The 22,807-nt window shown below is 68.1% G+C and carries 17 protein-coding genes; 6 read left to right on the forward strand and 11 right to left on the reverse strand.

The genetic code is table 11. The features are described from left to right. Nucleotides 1-37: 37 nt before the first annotated feature. Nucleotides 38-2,464: a phosphoketolase family protein gene (locus Y900_RS24600; protein ID WP_036345020.1), complete on the reverse strand. Its 2,427-nt coding sequence runs from the start codon at nt 2,462-2,464 to the stop codon at nt 38-40. Between the two features lie 94 nt (nt 2,465-2,558). On the opposite strand from Y900_RS24600, the gene Y900_RS24605 reads away from it, so the two are divergent. Further along, nucleotides 2,559-4,895 carry a CaiB/BaiF CoA transferase family protein gene (locus tag Y900_RS24605; protein WP_036345022.1) on the forward strand — a complete coding sequence of 779 codons (2,337 nt, stop codon included), beginning with the start codon at nt 2,559-2,561 and terminating at the stop codon, nt 4,893-4,895. Between the two features lies 1 nt (nt 4,896). Next, complete coding sequence (locus Y900_RS24610) at nt 4,897-6,333, forward strand: aldehyde dehydrogenase (protein WP_036345024.1); 1,437 nt, start codon at nt 4,897-4,899, stop codon at nt 6,331-6,333. 78 nt (nt 6,334-6,411) lie between these two features. On the opposite strand, the gene Y900_RS32045 is transcribed toward Y900_RS24610, so the two are convergent. The 3 genes from Y900_RS32045 to Y900_RS24625 form a co-directional block, all read right to left on the reverse strand. After that, nucleotides 6,412-6,816 carry a hypothetical protein gene (locus tag Y900_RS32045; protein ID WP_122963530.1) on the reverse strand — a complete coding sequence of 135 codons (405 nt, stop codon included), beginning with the start codon at nt 6,814-6,816 and terminating at the stop codon, nt 6,412-6,414. 181 nt (nt 6,817-6,997) lie between these two features. Then, on the reverse strand, nt 6,998-9,319 hold the full coding sequence (locus Y900_RS24620) for an arylsulfatase (protein ID WP_036345026.1): 2,322 nt from the start codon (nt 9,317-9,319) through the stop codon (nt 6,998-7,000). Between the two features lie 91 nt (nt 9,320-9,410). Then, nucleotides 9,411-10,157 carry an alpha/beta fold hydrolase gene (locus Y900_RS24625; protein ID WP_036345028.1) on the reverse strand — a complete coding sequence of 249 codons (747 nt, stop codon included), beginning with the start codon at nt 10,155-10,157 and terminating at the stop codon, nt 9,411-9,413. 116 nt (nt 10,158-10,273) lie between these two features. Between Y900_RS24625 and Y900_RS24630 the strand changes: the two genes are divergently transcribed. The 3 genes from Y900_RS24630 to Y900_RS24640 all read left to right on the forward strand — a co-directional run bounded on the left by Y900_RS24630 (nt 10,274) and on the right by Y900_RS24640 (nt 14,930). Further along, nucleotides 10,274-11,740, forward strand: coding sequence for an acetyl-CoA acetyltransferase (locus Y900_RS24630; protein WP_036345030.1), 1,467 nt, complete (start codon nt 10,274-10,276; stop codon nt 11,738-11,740). Between the two features lie 87 nt (nt 11,741-11,827). After that, complete coding sequence (locus Y900_RS32480; protein ID WP_051660244.1) at nt 11,828-14,164, forward strand: hypothetical protein; 2,337 nt, start codon at nt 11,828-11,830, stop codon at nt 14,162-14,164. Between the two features lie 22 nt (nt 14,165-14,186). Further along, a complete protein-coding gene (locus Y900_RS24640) occupies nt 14,187-14,930 on the forward strand; it encodes an SHOCT domain-containing protein (RefSeq protein WP_036345032.1) in 744 nt (247 codons plus the stop codon). On the opposite strand, the gene Y900_RS24645 is transcribed toward Y900_RS24640, so the two are convergent. The 5 genes from Y900_RS24645 to Y900_RS24665 all read right to left on the reverse strand — a co-directional run bounded on the left by Y900_RS24645 (nt 14,916) and on the right by Y900_RS24665 (nt 20,384). Beyond that, nucleotides 14,916-15,644, reverse strand: coding sequence for a DUF72 domain-containing protein (locus Y900_RS24645; protein ID WP_036345034.1), 729 nt, complete (start codon nt 15,642-15,644; stop codon nt 14,916-14,918). The genes Y900_RS24640 and Y900_RS24645 overlap by 15 nt on opposite strands. A 3-nt stretch (nt 15,645-15,647) precedes the next feature. Next, nucleotides 15,648-16,289, reverse strand: a complete 642-nt coding sequence (locus tag Y900_RS24650; RefSeq protein ID WP_036345037.1) for an endonuclease — start codon at nt 16,287-16,289, stop codon at nt 15,648-15,650. Nucleotides 16,290-16,435: 146 nt separating this feature from the next. Beyond that, a complete protein-coding gene (locus tag Y900_RS24655; RefSeq protein WP_036345040.1) occupies nt 16,436-16,768 on the reverse strand; it encodes a TfoX/Sxy family protein in 333 nt (110 codons plus the stop codon). An 80-nt stretch (nt 16,769-16,848) separates the two neighbouring features. Beyond that, nucleotides 16,849-19,182, reverse strand: coding sequence for an endopeptidase La (lon, locus tag Y900_RS24660; protein ID WP_036345042.1), 2,334 nt, complete (start codon nt 19,180-19,182; stop codon nt 16,849-16,851). 203 nt (nt 19,183-19,385) lie between these two features. Further along, nucleotides 19,386-20,384 (reverse strand): esterase family protein, encoded by a 999-nt coding sequence (locus Y900_RS24665; RefSeq protein ID WP_036347714.1) that lies wholly within the window; start codon nt 20,382-20,384, stop codon nt 19,386-19,388. 224 nt (nt 20,385-20,608) lie between these two features. Between Y900_RS24665 and Y900_RS24670 the strand changes: the two genes are divergently transcribed. Further along, nucleotides 20,609-21,025 carry a DUF1810 domain-containing protein gene (locus Y900_RS24670; RefSeq protein WP_036345045.1) on the forward strand — a complete coding sequence of 139 codons (417 nt, stop codon included), beginning with the start codon at nt 20,609-20,611 and terminating at the stop codon, nt 21,023-21,025. Here the strand turns inward: Y900_RS24670 and Y900_RS24675 are convergent. Beyond that, on the reverse strand, nt 21,020-22,327 hold the full coding sequence (locus Y900_RS24675) for an alpha-amylase family protein (RefSeq protein ID WP_036345047.1): 1,308 nt from the start codon (nt 22,325-22,327) through the stop codon (nt 21,020-21,022). The two genes, Y900_RS24670 and Y900_RS24675, sit on opposite strands and share 6 nt — an antisense overlap. Continuing rightward, entirely contained in the window at nt 22,324-22,803 is a 480-nt protein-coding gene (locus tag Y900_RS24680; RefSeq protein WP_036345049.1) for a nucleoside deaminase, read from the reverse strand. Before Y900_RS24680 ends, Y900_RS24675 begins: the two co-directional genes overlap by 4 nt. Between the last annotated feature and the right edge of the window lie 4 nt (nt 22,804-22,807).

Genomic DNA, 22,807 nt, shown 5'->3' on the forward strand with positions numbered 1-22,807 from the left:
CGAGTGTACCCGCGCTCAGCAGCGCCCCAGCAAAGTTCTACTCGTTGTCCCCGCCGGTCGCTGCGGTGGCGTCGACCACCGCACTGGTCTGCTCGCCGCGCGCATCCGGCCACACCCAGTCGCGCACTTCGGGGATGTCGTCGCCATGGGTACGGGTGTATTCGCGGGCGGCGAGCCGCTTGTCGACCATCTGCTGACGCAGCGTGGCGCAACTCGACTGCAGGTGCGGCACTCGGTCGATGACGTCGATGACGAGGTGGTAGCGGTCCAGGTCGTTGAGCATCACCATGTCGAACGGTGTCGTGGTGGTGCCCTCTTCCTTATAGCCGCGAACATGGATGCGGCTGTCGTTGCTGCGGCGGTAGGTCAGTCGGTGGATCAGCCACGGGTAGCCGTGATAGGCGAAGATCACCGGCTTGTCCGCGGTGAACACCCCGTCGAACGCCCGGCTCGACAGCCCGTGCGGATGTTCGGTGTCATCCTGTAGCCGCATCAGGTCGACGACATTGACGAACCGGACCCGCAACTCCGGCAGGTGCTGGCGCAGCAGGTCGACGGCGGCCAGCGCCTCCAGCGTCGGGACGTCACCGGCGGCCGCGATCACCACGTCGGGATCTTCCCCGATCGTCTCGTTGCCGGCCCACTCCCAGATGCCGAGGCCGCGGGTGCAGTGCGCGATCGCCTCCTCCATCGTGAGGAAGTTGGGATGTGGCTGCTTGCCTGCGACGACGACGTTGACGTACTGGCGCGATCGCAAACAGTGGTCGTAGGTGGACAGCAGGGTGTTGGCGTCCGGGGGCAGGTACACCCGCACCACTTCGGCGCGCTTGTTGACGACGTGGTCGATGAACCCCGGGTCCTGATGGCTGAAGCCGTTGTGGTCTTGGCGCCAAACATGGCTGGACAGAAGGTAATTGAGGCTGGCGATCGGTCGGCGCCACGGGATGTGGTTGGTCACCTTCAGCCATTTGGCGTGCTGATTGAACATCGAGTCGATGATGTGGATGAACGCCTCGTAGCAATTGAACAATCCGTGCCTGCCGGTCAGCAGGTAACCCTCCAGCCAGCCCTGGCACTGATGCTCGGAGAGCATCTCCATCACCCGCCCTGCGCGGGCCAGGTGTTCGTCGACCTCGGGTCCGAGTAGTTCGGCACTCCACTGTTTGTCGGTCACCTCGAAGACCGCCTGCAACCGGTTGGACGCGGTCTCGTCGGGCCCGAAGATCCGGAAGTTGTCCGGGTTGAGCCGGATCACCTCGGTCAGCCACTGGCCGAGCACCCGGGTGGCCTCGGCGACCGTGGCGCCCGGCGCGGGCACGTCCACCCCGAACGTCCGAAAGTCGGGCAGCCGAAGGTCTTTGAGTAACAAGCCGCCATTGGTGTGCGGGTTGTCGCTCATCCGCAGCTGACCCTCCGGTGCCAGCGCGGCGATGTGCGGGTCCAGCGTGCCGTCGGCGTCGAAGAGTTCCTCGGCGCGGTAGGACGCCAGCCAGTCGGCCAGCACCTGCAGATGCTCGGGGGTGTCCCGCGCGCTGGCCAGCGGGACCTGGTGCGCGCGCCACGATCCGGTGGTCTTCTTGCCGTCGATGTAGGCCGGGCCGGTCCAGCCCTTGGGGGTGCGGAACACGATCATCGGCCAGGCCGGCCTCTCGTCCGAGGGCGAGGCCTTGATCTCGGCGATCCGGTCCAGCACCTCATCGAGCAGTGCGGCGAACCGCCGATGCGCATCGGCGTGGTCTGCCGCGGCGTCCTCGGTCACCTCGAAGAAGTACGGCTCGTGGCCGAATCCGACCATGAGACTGCGTAATTCGTCGTCCGGGATGCGCGCCAACACCGTGGGATTGGCGATCTTGTATCCGTTGAGGTGCAGGATCGGCAGCACCACGCCGTCGCGGGCGGTGTTGAGGAACTTGTTGGAATGCCAGCTGGTGGCCAGCGCACCGGTCTCGGCCTCGCCATCGCCGACCACCGCGACCACCAGCAGGTCCGGATTGTCGAAGGCCGCTCCGTAGGCATGCGACAGCGCGTAGCCGAGTTCTCCGCCCTCGTGGATCGACCCGGGGGTTTCGGGGGCGACGTGGGATGGGATGCCGCCGGGAAAGGAGAACTGGCGAAACAGTCGGCGCAGGCCCTCGGCGTCCCGGGTGATGTCGGGGTAGGTCTCGGTGTAGGTGCCGTCCAGGTAGGCATTGGCCACCAGGCCGGGGCCGCCGTGACCGGGTCCGGTGACGTACACCGTCGATTGCTCGCGCGCCTTGATCGCGCGGTTGAGATGCGCGTAGAGGAAGTTCAGGCCCGGGGTGGTACCCCAGTGACCGAGCAGCCTGGGCTTGACGTCCTGGCGGCTCAGCGGAGTACGCAGCAGCGGATTGTCCAACAAGTAGATCTGTCCGACCGAGAGGTAATTGGCTGCACGCCACCAGCCGTCGAGTTGGTCGATGGTCTCCTCGCTTATCGAGTCCATGAGTCCATCAAACCCTGATCGCGGCGACCGCGCTGCCGGGGCACCGATTGTTCACTACTACGCTGTCCGACGTGCTCGGCTTGGCGATGGACTCGTGACCGCTCCCGCATTGCTCGCCGGCGTGCGCGTGCTAGACCTGTGCGACCAGACCGGCGACCCGGTCACCCGGCTGCTTGCCGACCTCGGCGCCGACGTCATCAAGGTCGAGGCGCCGGCAGGCAGCCCCGCCCGCCGGGCGCTGCCCACCCTCGACGGCGTCAGCCTCCCGTTCGCACTCCACAACGCGAACAAGCGCAGCCTGGTGCTCGATCCCGCCGCCGACGCCGACCGGCGCCGGTTCATCGAGCTGGCCGGCGAGGCCGACATCCTCGTCGACAGCGGCACCCCCGGTCTGGTGGCGGCGTTCGGCACATCCTGCGCAGCACTGGCCGACCAGTTCGGCCAGCTGGTCGCGATGACGGTCACCGACTTCGGCGCCGAAGGCCCGCGGGCATCGTGGCGGGCCAGCGACGCGGTGCTCTATGCGATGTCCACCGCGCTGTCCCGGTCGGGACCCATGACGGGCACGCCGGTGCTGCCCCCGGACGGTATCGCCTCGACCACCGCCGCCGTGCAGGCGGCGTGGGCGGTGCTGGTGGCGTATTTCAACCGGTTGCGCTGCAGGACAGGCGATTACATCGACTTCTCCCGGTTCGACGCGGTGGTGCTGACATTGGATCCGCCGTTCGGGACGCAGGGTCAGGCCGCGACCGCCCGCAACGCGGCCGAACGCTGGCGCGGCAGGCCGCGAAATCAGGATTCGTATCCGATCTTCGCGTGCCGCGACGGCTACGTGCGGATCTGTGTGCTGGCACCCCGGCAGTGGCGCGGCATGCGGGCATGGCTGGGGGAGCCCGAACAGTTCCAGGACCCGATCTTCGACTCGATTGCCGCCCGCACCAAAGCCTTCGGTGAGCTCGGCCAGTTGATGGCCGCGCTGTTCGCCGATAAGACGATGGCCCAGCTGGTTGCCGAGGGGCAGGCGCACGGTGTACCGATCGCCGCGGTGCTGACTCCGTCGCAAGCGCTGGAGTCCGAGCATCTCACCGAGGTTGGGGCGCTGCTGGACACCGAGTTGGCGCCGGGTGTGACGGCTCGGGTGCCTGCCGGCTACTGGGTGGTCGACGGCAGCCACGCCGGATACCGCGCACCGGCGCCCGCGCTTGACGGCAGCGATACACGTTGGTCCTCAGCGCAATTCGCTCCCGACGCCATCCAGGAGGTGGGTAGCCGGCCGCTGGCCGGGGTTCGCGTACTGGATCTCGGTGTGATCGTCGCAGGCGGTGAGCTCAGCCGGCTGTTCGGCGACCTCGGCGCCGAGGTGATCAAAATCGAGAGCGCCGGCTACCCCGACGGCTTGCGCCAGAAGCGTCCCGATCAACAGATCAGCGAGTCGTTCGCCCGCGCGCATCGCAACCAGCTCGGCCTGGGCTTGGAGTTGCGCAGCCCCGAAGGCGCCGAGATATTCGGCCGGCTGGTGGCGGCCTCCGATGCGGTGTTCGCCAACTTCAAGCCGGGAACACTGGCCGCACTTGGCTTTTCCCCCGAACGACTGCGGGAGCTCAATCCTGGCCTGGTGCTGGCCGAAAGCAGCGCATTCGGTGACACTGGACCGTGGAGCAAACGCCTGGGGTACGGCCCGCTGGTGCGCGCGACGATCGGCGTGACCCGGCTCTGGACATCACAGGAGCCGCCCGCGCCCACCGCGCGGCATGCGTTCTACGACGCGACGACGATCTTCCCCGACCATGTCGTCGGACGGATCAGTGCCATCGGGGCGCTGGCCGGACTGATCCGCCGCGAGCGGGACGGCGTCGGCGCCCGGACCCACGTGTCGCAGGCCGAGGCCGCGATCAACCAACTCGACACGCTCTACGTCACGCTGGCCGCCGCCGCAGCAGGAGCCGGGAACATCGAGCCGGACCCCGCCACGCATCTGGTGCTTGCGTGCGCCGGGGATGACGAATGGTGCGTGGTGTCCATTCGGTCCGATGCCGACCGCGAGGCGGTGGCCACCGTCATCGGCAACACGGAATTAGCCGACTGGACCAGGCAGCGCTCGCCGCTGCATGCCGCCGAGGCGCTGCAGGCCGCCGGGGTGCCCGCCGGCCCGATGAACCGGGTCGCCGACCTGGCCGACGACCCGCAGCTGACGTTGCGAAAAGTGTTCAGCGACATGATCCATCCGTTGCTCGGGCATCCGCTGCAGACCGAGGCCGGCCCGGCGCCCTACCGCCACATCCCGCCCGCGCCGCAGCGCCCCGCACCGCTGCCCGGCGCGGACACCCGCCAGATCTGTAGCGACGTGCTGAACATGACGGCCGCCGAGATCGACCAGCTGATCGCCGACGGCGTGCTGTTCGCCGCGGCCGCCGAGACCCAGGAGCGATGAGATGACCACCACCGCAGAGATTTTCGTCGACGGAAAGTTTCTGAAGGCCGACCAGGTGCAGCCGGTGATCGAAGCGGCGACCGGTGAGCCGCTGGGCGACGGTGCCAGCGCCACCGAGGCCGACATCGACGCCGCGGTGGCCGCCGCACGGGCCGCACTTGCCGAGTGGCAGTCCGCCTCACCCGATCACCGGGCCGACGTGCTCACTGCGTTCGCTGCCGCCCTGGAGAGCCGCGCCCGGTCCACCGACGAACTGGTGAGCCGCGAGAACGGCATGCCGATGTCGCTGTCGCGCGGTGCCAACGGCCGCTTCCCGGCCGCTCTGGTGCGCTACTACGCGCAGCTGATCACCGAAACACCGATCGAGGAGATCCGCCCCAGCATGATCGGGCACACCGTCGTGCGCCGGGAGGCCGTCGGTGTGGTGGCCGCGATCGTGCCGTGGAATTATCCGCAGGCCCTCGCCGCGTTCAAGCTGGCGCCCGCGCTGGCGGCCGGCTGCACGGTGGTGCTCAAGGCGGCCCCCGAAACCGCGCTGGACGCATTGGTATTCGCCCAGGCCGCGGAAGAGGCCGGGCTGCCTGCGGGCGTACTCAACATCGTTCCCGGTGGCGCGTCCGCCGGTGCCCACCTGGTGTCGCATCCCGGCGTGGACAAGGTCACGTTCACCGGGTCGACGGCCGCCGGCCGTGCGATCGGCGAGGTGTGCGGCCGGCTGCTGCGTCCGGTCACCCTGGAGCTGGGCGGAAAATCAGCGGCGATCATCCTCGACGACGCCGACCTCGACGCCACCATCAAAGGCCTGCGGAACGCATCGTTGGTCAACAACGGCCAGACCTGCCACCTCAGCTCGCGGATCCTGGCACCCCGATCGCGCTACGGCGAGGTGCTCGACGCGCTCGTCGGCATGGTCGGTGCTCTCAACATCGGTGACCCGCTGGACAAGTCGACCGATATCGGCCCGCTGGTCAGTGCCCGCCAACGCGAACGCGTGCTGGGCTACATCGAATCCGGGAAAGCAAGCTCGGCGAAACTGGTTGCGGGCGGCTCGGTTCCGGCCGATCAGCCGCGCGGCTGGTTCGTCTCGCCGACAGTATTCGCCGACGTCGACAACTCAGATCGGATCGCCCAGGAGGAGATCTTCGGTCCGGTACTCGCGGTGATCCCGTACGACGGTGACGAGGAGGCCGTCGCGCTGGCCAATGACAGCGAGTTCGGTCTGGCCGGCACGGTGTGGTCGACCGACGACGAGCGGGCCATCGACGTTGCCCGTGCGGTGCGAACCGGAACCGTCGGAATCAACGACTACCAGCTGGACTTCCGGGCGCCGTTCGGGGGCGTGAAGGCCAGCGGCATCGGCCGCGAGTTGGGTCCGGAGGGGCTGGACGCCTTCTTCGCGCTGAAGTCGATCTACCGGGTCGGGCCCGCAGACGACTGAGTGGCCACCCGTGACGCGGTCTGCGTCACGAATGGCCACTCGGCCAGGTGGCTGATAGGTAGCCGCTACTAACCCGTGCTAGCCCGTTCCCAGGCAGCCGACGCCGCTGACGCAACCTCCGGTACCGCCGGGTCCGGCTCCGCCGGAGACGCCCGGAGCCGATCCGCTGACGCCGCCGGGGCCTGCCCCGCCCTGGACGCCGGGCGCCGATCCGCTGACGCCGCCGGGGCCCGCGCCGCCCTGAACGCCGGGCGCCGTACCCGTCACGCCACCGGGGCCCGCGCCGCCGTTCACGCCAGGCGCCGTGCCCGTCACGCCGCCGGGCGCGGTGGTGTCACCGCCGGCCGGGCTGGTCGTCACGACCACGGACGAGGTGGGCGACGTCGTCGTGGTCGTCGTCGACGTGCTCGTCTTGGAACTGTCATTGCTGCTGCCGCAGCCGACGGCAAGCGTCAGCACCGCGGCACCGCCGACGAATGTCATAGCGGCCCTTGAAATCACTCCCGATCCCACAGCCATGCGGCCCTCACTTCCTTGTTAGGGGACGCTTTGGCGTACCCGCCGCGGCGGTAACCAAACCCTGTTCTGCCGGCGGACTCCTCTGGCCGGCGCGGTCCGGGGTATCGGGCTGCATTCGGGTGGCGGGCAGCGGCCCATGGCCGGCCTAGTCGCGTGCGAACGCTGCGGCGGCTTCCCGCGCCAGGTCGACGTACTGCTGCTCGCTGACATCGACGCCGACACCGAGGATGCGCCCGCCGGTGAACGGGAATCCCGGCTGGTAGAGGCGACTGACCGGGTCTGCGCTGTCAAAGCCGACGCACAGCCCGTCACCGCAGAGGGTGAACGGCCCGATCTGCGCGCGCATCGGCCCCTCGGCCACGACGGTCTCGCCGACGTAGAGCTTCGCGGTGCCCAGTGATTCCATGTGCTCGCCGACGCCTTCCCGGACGAACTCGACCCCAACGGTCAGCTGGCCGGCATCGAGTTCAGGGGAGACGAAGACCTGCTCGGGTTTGATGCCCAGGAAGTTGTACACGTAGTGCAGCTTGCGGTCCTTGATGAATAGTGAGTGCCCGCCGAATCGCGAACCGTGCGCGAAGATCACCCCTTCGGAGTTCGAGGTGACCTCGACATCGGCGAGGATCCGGTAGGAGCGGCCGCGGATATTGACCGCGGTCGACTCCGGCACGGGGGATGTGTGGGGGAAGTAGATGTAACGCGACCGCGGTGGCTCACCCTGCGGCCGTTCGTCGTTGATCTGCTCAATGGCAGGCCGATCATCCAGGGGCAGAACAAAATTCGCCTCGGCCTCCTCGAACCACGCGGCGATCAACTCCTGCAGCTTCTGCGGGTGCTCGTCGGCCAGGTTGCGGGCCTCCGCCCGGTCTTCGTCGACGTGGTAGAGCTCCCAGCGGTCGGCTTCGAAGTGACCCTTTCCGCTGATCGGTGCGTGCAGGGCGGCCGCTTTCCAACCGTCCTGCCAGATTCCCCGCGTCCCCAACATGGCGAAATACTGGCGTTTCTTCGTGGTGGGGGCGTGCGCGTCGTCGAAGCTGTAGCGCATCGACACCCCGTTGAGCGGGTACTGCTCGACACCCCGGTACACGGTCGGCATCTGGAGCCCCACTGCCTCCAGGATCGTGGGCACGATGTCGGTGCTGTGGTGGTACTGGTGGCGCATCTCACCGCGGGCCTTGATTCCCTTCGGCCAATGGATGACCAGCGGGTCACAGGTGCCACCGGCGAATTGCGCGTAGCGCTTGAACATCTGGAACGGCGTCGAGAACGCGACGGCCCATCCGGTGGGGTAATGGTTGTACGTTTCCGGGCCGCCGAGCTCGTCGAAGTACGACATGTTCTCCTCCAGGCTGTCGGGAAAGCCGTTGAAGAACTTGTTCTCGTTGACCGATCCGTTGGGGGTGCCTTCGCCGGAGGCGCCGTTGTCGGCGCAATAGAAGATCAACGTGTTGTCGAGCTGGCCGGTCTGTTCCAAGAAGTCCACGATGCGGCCGACCTGGACGTCGGTGTACTCGGAGAATCCGGCGAATACCTCGGCCATCCGGCAGAACAGCTTCTTCTCGTCGTCGTTGAGTTCGGCCCAGGGACGCACGTAGTCGGCCTCGTTGGCCACGTCATCCGGCATCGGGTTCAACGGAGTCAGCTCCGTCCCGTCAGGAACGACACCGCGCTCGATCATGCGTGCCAGAACCCACTCCCGGTAGGCCTCGTAGCCGTCGTCGAACACCCCCTTGTACTTGTCGATGTACTCCTGCGGACTGTGGTGCGGTGCGTGATTCGCCCCGGGGCAGAACCACATGAACCACGGCTTCGACGGCGCCGACGAGCGCAGATCGCGCAGCATTCGAATGGCTTGGTCGGCAAGGTCTTTGGAGAGGTGGTAGCCATCTTCGGGGCTGTAGGGCGGTTCGATCGCGTGGTTGTCCTCGATCAAGTCGGGATACCACTGGTTGGTCTCGCCGCCGAGGAAGCCGTAGAACCGGTCGAAACCCTTGGACAGGGGCCACTCCGAGCGGCTGCCGCCCGGTGAGAGGTCCTCGACCGGAACGTTATGGTTCTTGCCCAGCCACATGGTCGCAAAACCGTTGTCCTGCAACACTTGCGCGACGGTCGCGCATTCGGCGGGCAACCGTCCGGCGGCGCCTGGGAAGCCCATCGACCCTTCGGTGATCGACGCGCACCGGTTGACGTGATGGTTGCGTCCGGTCAGGAACGTGGAGCGGGTAGGCGAACACAAAGCTGTGGTGTGCCACTGGGTATACGTCACACCGTTGTCGGCGAGCCTGTCCATGGTGGGCATGGAGATCCGGCCGCCGTAGGGCGACCACGCGGCCAGGCCGGTGTCGTCGTAGAGAACGATCAGGATGTTGGGCGCACCCTCCGGAGGCTTCGGGAGCGTGTAGGGCGTCCAGTCCGGGACCGAGTCCCGGATGTCGAGTTTGATGACTCCCCGGAATGGTTCGGCCATTGCGGTTCCTTCCGAACAGTCGCGGCACGTGTCTCGACCGCGATGCGGACATGCTTGCACTGCGGGTGTCGCGCCGCAGTGGAACCGGCGATCAGTCCAGCGAATCCCAGAACCGCGTCAGAGCGGTGGCGCCGCGCACCGGATCCTGCAGCATCCACCAGTGGCCGAGACCGTCGAGCACCTCGGTCCGGGCGCCGGCTTGCTCGGCGGCGGCGCGGCGCTGTTCATCGGTGCCGACGAAGTGGTCTTCGGTGGCCAACAGCGCCAAGCCGGGACGCGCGGTGGCGTTGACCAGCATCCGACCCGCCTCGGCAACGGCGGGCTGCGCCGCCGAGCGGTACAGCGCGAGGATGGCCCGACCCATCTCGGGTCCGTGCGCCAAGGCCAGTTCGGTGGCGACGGCCGCGGAGATGCCCATCCCGGTCAGCAGGGCGACCCGGTCCTCGAGCGAGGCGGCGACCATGGCCTCGACGGCCTCTTCGCCGGCGCCCGGGGTCTGCCACACCTGGGCCATGTCGTGCCAGACGTAGTCGGGATGCAGAATCCCCAGCACGTCACTGGCCCAGCTGCGGACTAGTTCGGGACGATGGATCACGGCGTTGAGCACATGGCCGCCGCCCCAGTCGTGTCCCACGAGGTCGACGGGGTCGTCGAACCCCTCCACTTGGCCGATGAGCCAGTCCCGGTAGGCCACCATCGTTGCCGGGAAGTCGTCGGGCAGCGGCGCACCGAACCCCGGCGGCGACAACCGCACCACGTCGTCGCGACCGAGTGCCTCGACCAGCGGGCCCCAGATCACGTCGGTTTCCGGATTGCCATGAACCAGAACGACAGTCATGGCGTCATCCTGGCATGGCCGTCAGACGAGAAGAACCGCCCATCTGGCCGTCGGTCGACCGGTGCTAGGTTTTGACAGGCGTCAAACGCCGTCACGACTACAGATAGGGGCCGTCGATGGATCCTCGGACGCCGGTATTGGTCGCGGCGGGACAGATCAACCAGCGCGACGACGCGCAGATCGAACCCGTCGACCTGGTGGCTGCGGCCGCGCGCGAGGCCGCCGACCCGACGGTCTTGCAGGCCATCGACGCCATCCGGGTGGTCAACCTGCTGTCGTGGCGTTACCGCGACCCGGGTCTGCTGCTGGGCCAGCGAATCGGCGCCCGCAATCCTTCGACCTACTACACCGGGGTGGGCGGCAACACGCCCCAGTCCCTGGTCAATCAGGCCTGCCTGGACATCCAGCAGGGTCGCGCCGAGGTCGTCCTGCTCGCCGGCGGCGAGACGTGGCGAAACCGAAAGCGTATGCAGGCCAACGGAATCAAGCCCCACTGGACCCGCCAGGGTGAGGATGTCGCAGTGCCGCCGGGCGCCGAGGACGAGGTTCCGATGTCCAGCCCCGCCGAAGAGCGCATCGGGCTGTTGCTGCCGTCGCACGTCTATCCGCTCTTCGAGCAGGCGCTGCGGATCTCGCGCGGCGAGAGTGTGGCCGATCATCAGCGCCGTGTCGCGGAGCTGTGGTCCCGGTTCAGCGCCGTGGCGGCGGACAATCCGCAGGCATGGGTCCGTGAGGCGCGCAGCGCCGAGGAGATCGGGCAGGCCGGTCCGGACAACCGGATGATCAGCTGGCCGTATCCGAAGCTGATGAACTCCAACAACATGGTCAACCAGGCCGCCGTGGTCATCCTGTGCTCGGCCGAGAAGGCTGCCGCGTTGCAGATCCCGCGCGATCAGTGGGTCTTTCCCTACGCGGGCACCGACTCGCATGACACCTACTCGGTGGCCGAACGCCACGAGTTGCACCGGTCACCCGCGATCAGGATCGCCGGGCGCCGCGCGCTCGAACTCGCCGGAGTCGGCGTCGACGACCTGGCCCACATCGACGTCTACTCGTGCTTCCCGTCGGCGGTGCAGGTGGCCGCGGGCGAACTGGGCCTGGCCACCGACGACCCGCAGCGGCCGTTGACCGTCACCGGCGGACTGACCTTCGCCGGCGGCCCGTGGAACAACTACGTCATGCACTCCATCGCCACCATGGCCGGGTTGTTGCGCGACGACCCCGCGGCCTACGGCCTCATCACCGCCAACGGCGGCTTCCTCACCAAGCACAGCTTCGGTGTGTACAGCGCGACCCCGCCGCCGGCGGCGTTCCGCTGGGAGGACGTCCAGTCCGAGGTCGACCGCGAACCCACCCGTACCGCAGTGGTCGAATGGGAGGGCGAGGGCACCGTCGAGTCCTGGACAACCCCGTTCGATCGCGACGGCCGTCCGGAGAAGGCGTTCCTGGCGGTGCGGACCCCCGACGACTCCCGCGCGATGGCCGTAATCGACGACGCCGAGGCGGCGGCGGTCACCGTGGCCGAAGACATCGCCGGCGCCAAGGTCCGGGTGCATGCCGACGGCCGGGCCACCCTGTCCTGATCCGCTTCTGCCTTGGGGAGAAAACGGCGATCTTTTCCCTGTGACCTGCTTACAGTCGAAGGTCGATGGAGGAACTAGGGGCGTGGCATGCGGATCTTGCTCACCGAAGTCACCGGAGAGCTAGGTCGCGCCCTCGCCCAGAGTCTGCTGGCTACGGGCCATGATGTGTACGGCATCGCCGAGCGTCCGCACCGCTACCTCGATCCGGGCGTCGAATTCATCGCCGCGACGCTGAGCCACCCGGTGCTGTACCGATTGGCCGAGTTGGCCGATGTGGTCGTCCCGTTGCCCGCCGAAGGGCGTGACCTGACCCGCCCCGCCGATGTCGCCCGTGTCTGTGACGCCGCCGCCCGCGGCGGTGCGCGGATTGTGTTCCCGTCCCTGTCCGTGCTGGCCCCGACTGGCTCTCAACAGGTGGAAGACCTGGTCAGCACCGGCTGGGCGCCGAACCTGGTGGTGCGCATCGCCGCGCCGATGGGCCGCCAGTGCGACGGCTTGGTCTGCCGCTCGGTCGCGGCCGTGCTGGATGCCGACGCCACCGGACCGCTTCATGTGCTGCACGTCGACGACCTGATCCGGTTCCTGGTTCTCGCTGTCGGAACCGACCGCACCGGTGTCGTCGACCTGGGTGGGGTCGACACCACCACCGTCGTCTCCGCGGCCCGGCTCCTCGGTGGGGTGGACCCGCGACCCAGGGTGCGCGGTGTGCCTGGCTGGCCGCAGCTGTGTGCGCCGCTCGACCTGGAACGGCTGCGAACCGAGTGGGGCTTCGAATGCGGCTGGGGCGCAAGCGATGCCGTCGCCGACACGGTACGTGGGCTTCAGGGCCGCAAGATCAGCGTGGCCGGCGCGATCGCGGTAAGCGGGCGAGTCCCGTTGCCCGTCACCGCCGTTCCGCGGGCGGGTGGCGTCAGCGCCGCACCCGAGGGTATCGACGGCGAACTCGATGACCGGATCGACCCGCGTTTCCCGGTGTTCGTGGCAGGCCCGCTGAGTGAAGCCACGGCGGGCCCGCTCACCCCGATGTCGCTGGATCTCCATCTGGGCGGCTTGCGGCTCGCCGGCCGGTCGTTGGCCGCTCTGCTGGATCTGCGCGGCGCGGTCGCCGGCGAATGGGAGAGCCGTCTATTCGCGTCTTTCGGCCACCGGATCTATCTGGGCGCTTCGGCCCTCGCGGCCGCCGAGCCCCGACTTCCGGCCCGTGCGGCCGTTCTCTCGCGGCGATTGCGCGCCGCCGCTGACGTGCCGACGCCGGGCCCGGCTGCGCTCGTCACGGTCACCGGCGCCATGTCGGCGAGCCGTCTGCAGGCCAGCGCACGCATGTTCGGCCGCCACCTGCGGGCCTACCGCGACGCCGCCGACGCCGAACGGCGCGACACCGCCAAGCTCGAGCTGCTGCGCGATGCCCAGCTCGATGCCCGAATCCGGTTGCTGTGCAGCCGAATTCACGAGGGATGGACCCTGAGCGCGCTTGCGGTCGTGCTCGCCGAGGTGGCCCCGGCGCAACTGGGCGGGGCGGATCAGCCGGTGAGCGTCAGCGCCGAGGTCGCGTCGCTGGCGCGGGTGCTGCGCGCCCATCCATACGCGCGCGCCGCGTTGGAGGCCGGCGATATGGCGGCCACCCGCACCGGCGCGCCGATGCTGGCGAGTGCGTTCGCCGCGGCGCTGGCCCATCTGGGGCACCGCGGGCCGGGGGCCGTCGAGCTCGCGACGTCGGTGCTCGGTGATCGTCCCGACGCACTGCTTGCGGCGGCCACCCGGGTTCGCGATTCAGGAGCCGACGACCCCGTGGCGGTTCCCGCCGCTGCGGCCTGCCGGGTAGTGGCCTATGACACCACCCTGCGGTACACCCATCAGCTTCGGCTCGCGGTGCGGGAATTGGGCCGCCGGCTGGTGGCGGCGGACAAGATCGCGGTGCTCGACGACATCTTCGAGTTGACCATCGACGAGGCACTGGCCGTGCCCGCCGACACCCGGTTGCGCATCAAACGCCGCATCGCCGAACGCGAGCGATTGCAGGCCGTGCGGCTGCCTGCCGTCATCGACGGTGCCTGGACACCGGTCGCCGCAGCCGAACCCGCGCGGGCCGGCGACGAGCTGCACGGAACCGGACTGTTCCCCGGCGTCGTGGAAGGCACGGTCCGGGTGGTCGATTCGGCGGCCGACGCCGGGCTGGGCGCGGCGGAAATCGCCGTGGTCTCCGCAGCCGACCTCGACGCGGTGGCGCTGCTGGGTACACCCGCCGCGGTGCTGACCGACGGCGGTGCCACGCTGGGTGATGTGGGCATCTTCGCCGCCGGCTTCGGTGTTCCGTTCGTCGCCGGGGTCGCCGCGGGGTTGTCTACCGGCATGCAGGTCCGGGTCGACGCCTCGGCGGGTCAGGTCACGGTGCTGGCACCTGCCTGCGACGTGGCGCGGGTGTGACGCGGTATACCGTGGCCCGGTGATGTGGCGGACCATAGCGACGTTCTCGGCACTGTGGTGGGTGCTGATCGCCGCCCCGGCGCTGATCGCCACCCGGTTACTCGACCATGCCGGCGCCACTTCGGCCAAAGGCTGGGTGCTCGGTGTCTGGCTCGGCGGTTACGTCGCGCAGTTCGTTGTGTTCCTGGCGATTTCGCGCCGGTCACCGCGTCCGGCGTTGCTTGGCTGGGTGATCGCCTCGACGGTGCCGTGGGCCGCCGACTGGACGACCCCGTTGTCGGTGTGGTGGTTGGCGCTGTGGAGCACCGTCGTCCTCGGCTACGCCGCGTGGCTGGTTGTTGCCGTGTCTCGGGTGGATCAGTTGCGCAGCGCCGGGGTGTCCGCCACAGGTGTCGTGCTGGAGGTCATCAGGCCGACGTTCAACGTAGTGGTCAACAAGGATGCCAGCCGCCGCGTGCTGCGGCTGCGCATCGAAAGCTCCGACGGTGCAACACCTTACGAGGCCAGGGTGGCGGCGACGTTCACCTTGGGTGAGCTGCCCGAGGCCGACGACCGGGTGTCGGTGCGGATCGATCCGGCTCGCCCGCAACTCGTCGAACTCATCGACGACGAGCCGATTGTTCGGGCCGCGCCGCAGCGGGACGACCTGCCGCCCGAGCTGGCCGAGCGACTGCAGACGTTGAAGACCATGCGCGACCGCGGCGACCTCACCGACACCGAATTCGCCACGGCGCGACAACGACTACTCGAATCACCCGCCGAGTAGTTCGCGCAGCCGCAGCGCGTTCCGGACGGCGTGACCCTGGCCGTCGTTGTTGAAATAGACCAGCACCCGCCGGTCCTGATCCTGCCATTCCCGGATCCGGTCGGCCCACCAGTTCAGGTCGTCCTCGGTGTAGTCGCCTGCGTAGATGGGCGCGGTGTCGGGGCCGTGCATGCGCACGTAGACCAGATCGGTGGTGGCGCGCAGCACGCACGGCATACCGGGCCCGCTGATCACCACGTAGGCGGCGCGGTAGCGCTCCAGGAGCTCGTAGACGCGCGGGTCGTCCCAGGACGGGTGGCGCATCTCGAGGGCAACCCGGATCCAATCGGGGATCAGCGACAGGAAGTAGGCCAGCCGGGCGTCGTCGCGTTCGACGTCGGGATGCAACTGGACCAGCACCGCCTCCCGCTTGTCACCGAGCGCCCGCTGGCAGCGTTCCAGCCGGTCGATCCAGGGTTCGGGGTTGTTCAGTCGCCGGTAGTGGCTCAGGCCGCGGTGCGCCTTGACCGTCATGGTGAATCCGTCGGACAACCGGGTGCGCCAGCCTTCGAAGGTGGCGTCCTTGGGCCAGCGGTAAAAGCTGGCGTTGAGTTCGACGGTGTCGAACACCTCGGCGTAGCGGGCCAGTCGCTTGGCGACCGGCAGGCCGGGGCCGTACAGCACCGAATCCCAGTGGTCGTAGGACCACCCCGATGTGCCGATCCTGACGGTCACGCGTCAGCCGGCGATGCGCTGCCGCACGTCGTCGTCCAGGGAGACCCGCACCAGGCCTGCCGCGAGCGGCGCGATCGCCCGGCCGGTGAGGGCAGCCAGTCTGTGGGCGTCGCGGGGGAGACCGAGTTGCTCGGCGCTGTCCAGCGAGCGCTTGTCGAAGTAGGGCCGCACCCACGGCCAGACGTCTTGGACCTCGCGCAGGAAGATGTCGGATCCGGTGTCCCCGATTCCGGTGAACTGTTTGAGCGCCTGCTTGGCATTCTTCACGTCGGGCTTGGTGACGCGTGCGAGGGTGCGCAGGTCGTTGCGGTAGTCGTCGTTGACCCTGGTCGCGAGCTCGGTCAACCGCGACGCCGAACTCTCGTCGTAGCGCACGTAGTTGGCACGGGCGAAGGCCTCGATCATGGTCTGCCGGTTGGCCGCCATCACGGCACGCGGTGTGCGCAATCCGGCCCGGAACAGTTCCCGGGCGGCGTGCATCGCGATGGCGGCATCGATCGGCTTACTGGCCAGCATGCACAGCACCAGCAGCTGGAATAGCGGCATCGGGGTGTCCCGCAAGGTGATTCCCGCTTCCGCGGCATAGGTTTTGCCCGCATGCTGACGAAGGCGCTGAATGAGGCGCCGGGCCTCCGAATCATCCATCTGCCAGGCGATACCCGTCCAGTGGTTCGACGAAACGATGTGTCATTGTGGTGTCAGACATTCTCATTGCTCAACGCCGCACCGGAAACGCCCACCGGGTTGGTCATGCACGCGACAAGCCCGGGTCACCGGGGTTGGTTCCCGCGCTACTTCGGTGGCAGGGATTTCGCGTAATCGACGCCGCGGGTGACCCAGCCCTGCAGCTGACGCTTCGTCCGCACCCCGGCGTCACCGATCCGGATCCAGCCGCGAGTTTCCCTCCCCGCCATGATCATCGGTGCGGTGTGTTCGCGTTCCAGCAGGCCGGCGGTGTCCTCCGGCGGCACTCGCACCATGAGGCCGCCCTGGCCGCTGGCGCACACGGCCATGTTGCCGTTGATCAGGAACGCCAGTCCGCCGAACATCCGCTTCTCGTCGACGCCGTGTTCGGTGGTGAGCAGTTCCCGCAGGCGGTTCGCGAGATCTTCGTCGTAGGCCATAGCCAGAAGCTACTACGCCCGGCGGACACAAAATCGCCCCAATTCAGCTGAAAAGGGGCGACTTTGTGTCTGGTCGCGCGTCAGGCCGCCGCAGTGGCCGCCTCGGTTGCCGGCTCCAACGCCTGCGCGACGATGTCGGCGACATCCGTCATCGGCTTCACGGTCAGCGCCTCGAGCACCTCTGCCGGGACGTCGTCCAGGTCGGCCTCGTTGCGCTGCGGGATGAAAACCGTTGACAGCCCTGCCCGTTGCGCGGCCAGCAGCTTCTGCTTCACACCGCCGATGGGCAGTACCCGGCCGTTCAGGGTGACCTCGCCGGTCATCCCGACATCCGAGCGGACCTGCCGTCCGGTGGCCATGGACACCAGCGCGGTGACCATCGTGACGCCGGCGGACGGACCATCCTTCGGCACCGCGCCGGCCGGCACGTGCACGTGGATCTTGCGGTTCAGCGCTGCGGGGTCCACGCCCAGCTCCTCGGCGTGGCTACGGACATAGGACAGCGCGATCTGCGCCGACTCCTTCATCACGTCGCCCAGCTGACCGGTCAGAATCAGAGCCGACTCGCCGACCCCCTCCGATCCGGGTGACCCGGCTTCGATGTAGAGCACATCGCCGCCCAGGCCCGTCACCGCCAGTCCGGTCGCCACGCCCGGCACGGCGGTACGCTCCGCCGATTCCGGGGTGAACCGCGGACGGCCAAGGTAGCCAACCAGATCCGGCTCATCAATGGTCAGCGGCTCGTCGGAGGCAGCCAGCTTGGTCGTCGCCTTACGCAACGCCTTGGCCAGCAGCCGCTCGAACTGCCGCACACCGGGCTCCCGGGTGTAGTCCGCGGCGATCTTGCGCAGCGCCGCGTCGGTGACCGTGACCTCCTCGGGCGTCAGCGCCGCGCGGTCGCGCTGCCGGGGCAGCAGGTACTCGCGGGCGATGGCCACCTTGTCGTCCTCGGTGTAGCCGTCGATCTGCAACAACTCCATGCGGTCCAGCAGGGCCGAAGGAATGTTCTCGATCACGTTGGCCGTGGCCAGGAACACCACGTCGGACAGATCCAGATCCAGGTCCAGGTAGTGGTCGCGGAACGTGTGGTTCTGAGCGGGGTCCAGGACCTCCAACAGCGCGGCCGACGGGTCGCCCCGGTAGTCGGAGCCGACCTTGTCTATCTCGTCGAGCAGCACGACCGGGTTCATCGAACCGGCCTCGCCGATCGCCCGGACGATCCGGCCGGGCAGTGCGCCGACGTAGGTACGCCGGTGCCCGCGGATCTCGGCCTCGTCGCGCACGCCACCGAGGGCGACGCGAACGAACTTGCGGCCCAACGCCCGTGCCACGCTCTCACCCAGTGACGTCTTGCCGACGCCGGGCGGCCCGGCCAGCACCATCACGGCACCGGAGCCCCGGCCGCCGACGACCTGCAGACCGCGCTGGGCGCGACGGGAGCGAACGGCCAGGTACTCGACGATGCGGTCCTTGACGTCGTCCAGCCCATGATGGTCGGCATCCAGGATGTCGCGGGCCGCCGTCAGATCGGTCGAGTCCTCGGTGCGGGTGTTCCACGGCAGGTCCAGGACGGTGTCCAGCCAGGTGCGGATCCAGCCGCCCTCCGGGCTCTGCTCGCTGGAGCGTTCCAGCTTGCCGACCTCACGCAACGCGGCCTCCCGGACCTTCTCGGGCAGATCGGCCGCCTCGACACGGGCCCGATAATCGTCGGATCCGTCGGGCTCGCCTTCGCCCAATTCCTTACGGATGGCGTTGAGCTGTTGGCGCAGCAGGAACTCCTTCTGCGTCTTCTCCATGCCGTCGCGCACGTCCTCGGCGATCTTGTCGTTGACTTCGACTTCGGCCAGCAGGTCGCCGGTCCACTCGATCAGGACCTGCAGGCGGGCGGCCACGTCCTCGGTCTCCAGCAGCTGACGCTTCTGGACGTCGGACAGGTACGACGCGTAGCCGGCGGTGTCGGCCAGCGCCGACGGGTCGGTGATCTTGTTGACCACGTCGACGATCTGCCAGGCCTCGCGGCGCTGCAGCATCGCCAGCAGCAGCTTCTTGTACTCCGCGGCGAGTGCCTTGGTGTCCTCGGTCGGCTCGGCCGCCGTTATCTCGTCGACCTCGACCCACAGCGCCGCGCCCGGCCCGGTGGTTCCGGAGCCGATGTGGGCGCGGCTCTCGCCGCGCACGACGGCAGCGGCTCCGCCGCCGGGGATGCGGCCCACCTGCACGATCGACGCGATCACGCCGTAGGTGGGGTAGCGATCGTCCAGGCGCGGGGCGATCAAGAGCTTGCCGGTCGGGGTGGCCTGCGCCGCGTCCACCGCGGCACGCGCGGCGTCGTCGAGTTCGATCGGCACCACCATTCCCGGCAGCACAATCGGCTCGCTGACAAACAGGACCGGCACAGATTTGGCTTCAGCCATCAATCCTCCAAAGTTCAGTCTGACCGACTCAACCTTGATCGATTCCAGTTTGTTCCCCCGCGCCGTCCCGCACCTGCGCCCAACGTCACCCGGGTGTCACGTTGGGCGTCGACTGTGACTCTGGAGTGGGGCTCGGCGGCGCACACAAAGCAGCGAGCCTGCCGCCGGGGGGTGGCGACAGGCTCGCTGTTGTTCGGGGTCGATCAGCCGGCGGACGGAGTTGCTCCCAGAACCCGCTGCATGTCCGGGATCATCTGCTGCAGCTGCTGTCCCCAGTAGCCCCAGCTGTGTGTGCCGTTCGCGGGGAAGTTGAACACGCCGTTGCGTCCACCAGCCGCGAGGTAGTTGTCCATGAAGGTCTTGTTGGTGCGCAACGTGAATCCTTCGAGGAACTGAGCGGCCATCAGGTTGCCACCGCCACCGGAGGTGTCCAGATCCGACGGCGTACCGGTGCCGCAGTAGATCCAGATCCGGGTGTTGTTGGCGACCAGCTGGTTGATGTTGACCATCGGGTCGTTGCGGCGCCACGCCGGGTCGGACGACGGGCCCCACATGCTCTGCGCGTTGAAGCCGCCGGCGTCGTTCATGGCCAGCCCGATCAGCATCGGCCACCAGCCCTCGGACGGGTTCAGGAAGCCGGACAGCGACGCCGCGTACACGTACTGCTGCGGGTGATAGATCGAGTAGGTCAGCGACGCGCTACCGGCCATCGACAGACCGACGACGGCGTTGCCGTTGGGGACGACCCCGTAGTTGGCCTGCAGATAAGCCGGCAGCTCCTGGGTCATGAACGTTTCCCACTTGTAGGTGTAGGTCTGCCCGTTGCCCTGCGACGGCTGGTACCAGTCGGTGTAGAAGCTCGACTGGCCACCGACCGGCATCACGGTCGACAGGCCCGAGCCGTACAGCCACTCGAACGCCGGGGTGTTGATGTCCCACCCGTTGTAGTCGTCCTGCGCGCGCAAGCCGTCGAGCAGGTACACCGCGTGCGGGCCGCCGCCCTGGAACTGGATGCGGATATTGCGTCCCATCGCGGCGGACGGGACGTCGAGGTAGAGAACCGGGAGTCCGGGCTTGGAGAAGGCGGCCGAGGTCGCCGACCCGCCAACGACACCGATCAGGCCGGGCAGAGCGAGTGCGGCCACGAAGGCTGCGGCCAGGCGGCGCAACCAAGTGCCTCGCAACTTATCGACGATCTTCATGACGGAAACCATCACCTTTCGTACGTGTATCACAGTGGAGAAGTGCTGTGCTCTGGCAGCTAATCACGGTGCGTAGCGCGGACTCGGCACGCGCGGCGGTGTGGCATATCGCGGTTCGCTAACGATCAGGCGACGCGGGGGACTCGGGATGCGCAGCCCCGCAACGGCTTTGGCCTGGTCTCAATAACGGAAAGGTAACGCGACGGCAACGGTAGGGTCGAGGCATGGACCCGTTCGATCTCCAGCGCTTCGTCGATGCCCAGGACCGGGTGTACAGCCAGGTGCTCGCCGAACTGCGGGCCGGCGCGAAGCGCAGTCACTGGATCTGGTTCATCTTTCCTCAGCTCGGCGCGCTCGGAACTAGTTCCACCGCAAAGCGTTTCGGCATCAACTCGCTGGCTGAAGCGCTGGCCTATCTGGCCCATCCGGTGCTCGGAGCACGGCTGCGGGAGTGTGCCCGCCTGGTCGTCGCGATCGAGGGCCGTTCCGTCGACCAAGTCTTCGGCTGGCCGGACACACTCAAGGTGCGCTCGTCCATGACGCTGTTCGCTGCGGCCACCGATGACAACGCCGATTTCATCGCGGTGCTTGACAGGTTCTACCGCGGCGAGCGCGACACCCGGACGCTCGAGCTGCTATAGCGGGCGCAGCACCAGCCAGCCCTGGGGCGGAACCACCACCTCGTCGACGACCTCCTCGGGCGGTGCCGCGGTGCCGCCCACCAGCTGGGCCTGACCGGCGATGAGCGTCGCGATCGGCAGCGCCATCGGCGCGTCGTCGATATTGAGCGCGACGATCAAGGCATCGTCACCATTGCGGGCCTCATAGGCATAACCGCGGTTGTCCACTTGCAGCGCTGTGGTTTTCGCTTCATGCAGCCAGGGATTTCGGCGGCGCAGGCCGATCAGGTACTGGTGCAGATTCCAGGTCTCGCGCCCCGCGGCGTCCAACGGGACGGGGGGCGTCCCGAACTCGGGACGCACCGCGTCGTCGCCGCCGGCCCGTTCTTCCTTGACGCCTCGGTAGCCGAGTTCGTCGCCGGCGTAGATGCTGGGGACACCGCCGGTGGTGAACAGCAGCACCAGGGCGTGGGCGACCTGCTCGGGGCGGTCCAGCTTGCTGGCGATCCGGGTGACATCGTGGTTGCCGACGAAGGTCAGCGGCGCAAATCGGGCCAGGAAGTCGTTGTGGCGCTGCAGCGCCCAGTCCAGTTCATGGAAGTTGCCGTCGTTGAGGCTGCTCCAGATCGCCTTCCACAGCTCGTACTGGGTCACCGAGTCTACACCGCTGTTACCGACGAACGCGACGTAGTCGCCGTGGATCACCTCGGCGACGAACCAGGCGTCGGGATGGGCTTCGCGGACCCGCGGGAGCACCTGTGCCCAGAACGACTCCGGTACCGCGTACGCGGCGTCGAGTCGCCAACCGTCGGCGCCCCGGGCCAGCCAGTGGCTCATCACGTCGACGGTGTAGTCGACGACGGCCGGGCTCTTGTGGTTGAGGGTGATGAGCTCGCCGTGGCCCTCGAAGGTGTGGAAATGGCCGGGGCGGCCGCGAAACCACGACCGTGCGTCGGGGTCGTTGCCCTCGACAGCGCGTCGATAGCGCTCGAATTCCGTTCCCACATGGTTGAACACACCGTCGAGCAAGACCCGTAGTCCGCGCTGATGTGCTTCGGAGACAAGGTAATCGAAGTCGTCGTCGTCACCGAGTCGTGGGTCGATGCGGAAGTGATCGGTGGTGTCGTATCCGTGCGTGCGGGAGGCGAAGACGGGCCCCAGTGCAATTCCGGAGGTGCCGAGTTCGACGGCATGGTCGAGCCAGTCGACGATCCGGCGGAGCCGGTGCTCACCGGGGTCGGGCGGTTCGGTGGCGGGGAAGGCGCCGACGAAACCGAGTGGATAGACCTGCCACCAGATCGCGTGGCGCACCCAGTCGCTCATGGCGCGAACTTCGTGGCGTAGAGGGCCATCATCTCGTCGCGGTACTGAGGGGCCGGGCCGTCGACCGTCAACTGCGGGGCGACCGCGGTGATCGGCAGGGTGGCCACCGGTGGCAGCGGTGCCTGCCAGTCGGTCAGCCAGTCAGCCAGCTGGGCGCCCGCCACGGCAAACACGATGCGGCCCAAGCCAACCCACGCGTGTGCAGCCGCGCACATCGGGCAATGCTCGCCGGAGGTGTAGACGGTCGCGCGGCCCCGCCGGTCAGGGGGGAGGTTGGCGGCGGACCACTGCGCGATCGCGAGCTCGGGATGGGCGGTGGCGTCACCGTCTGCGACGTGATTGTGGTCCTCGAAGAGGACCGTGCCGTCGGCGTCGACAAGGATTGAGCCGAACGGTTCGTCACCGGCATTCAGCGCGGCGCGGGCCAGCTCGACGCAGCGGCCGAGCCGCTGGATGTCTTGGTCGTCGAGCGCCACGTCC

This window comes from Mycolicibacterium aromaticivorans JS19b1 = JCM 16368 (assembly GCF_000559085.1).
Classification (GTDB): domain Bacteria; phylum Actinomycetota; class Actinomycetes; order Mycobacteriales; family Mycobacteriaceae; genus Mycobacterium; species Mycobacterium aromaticivorans.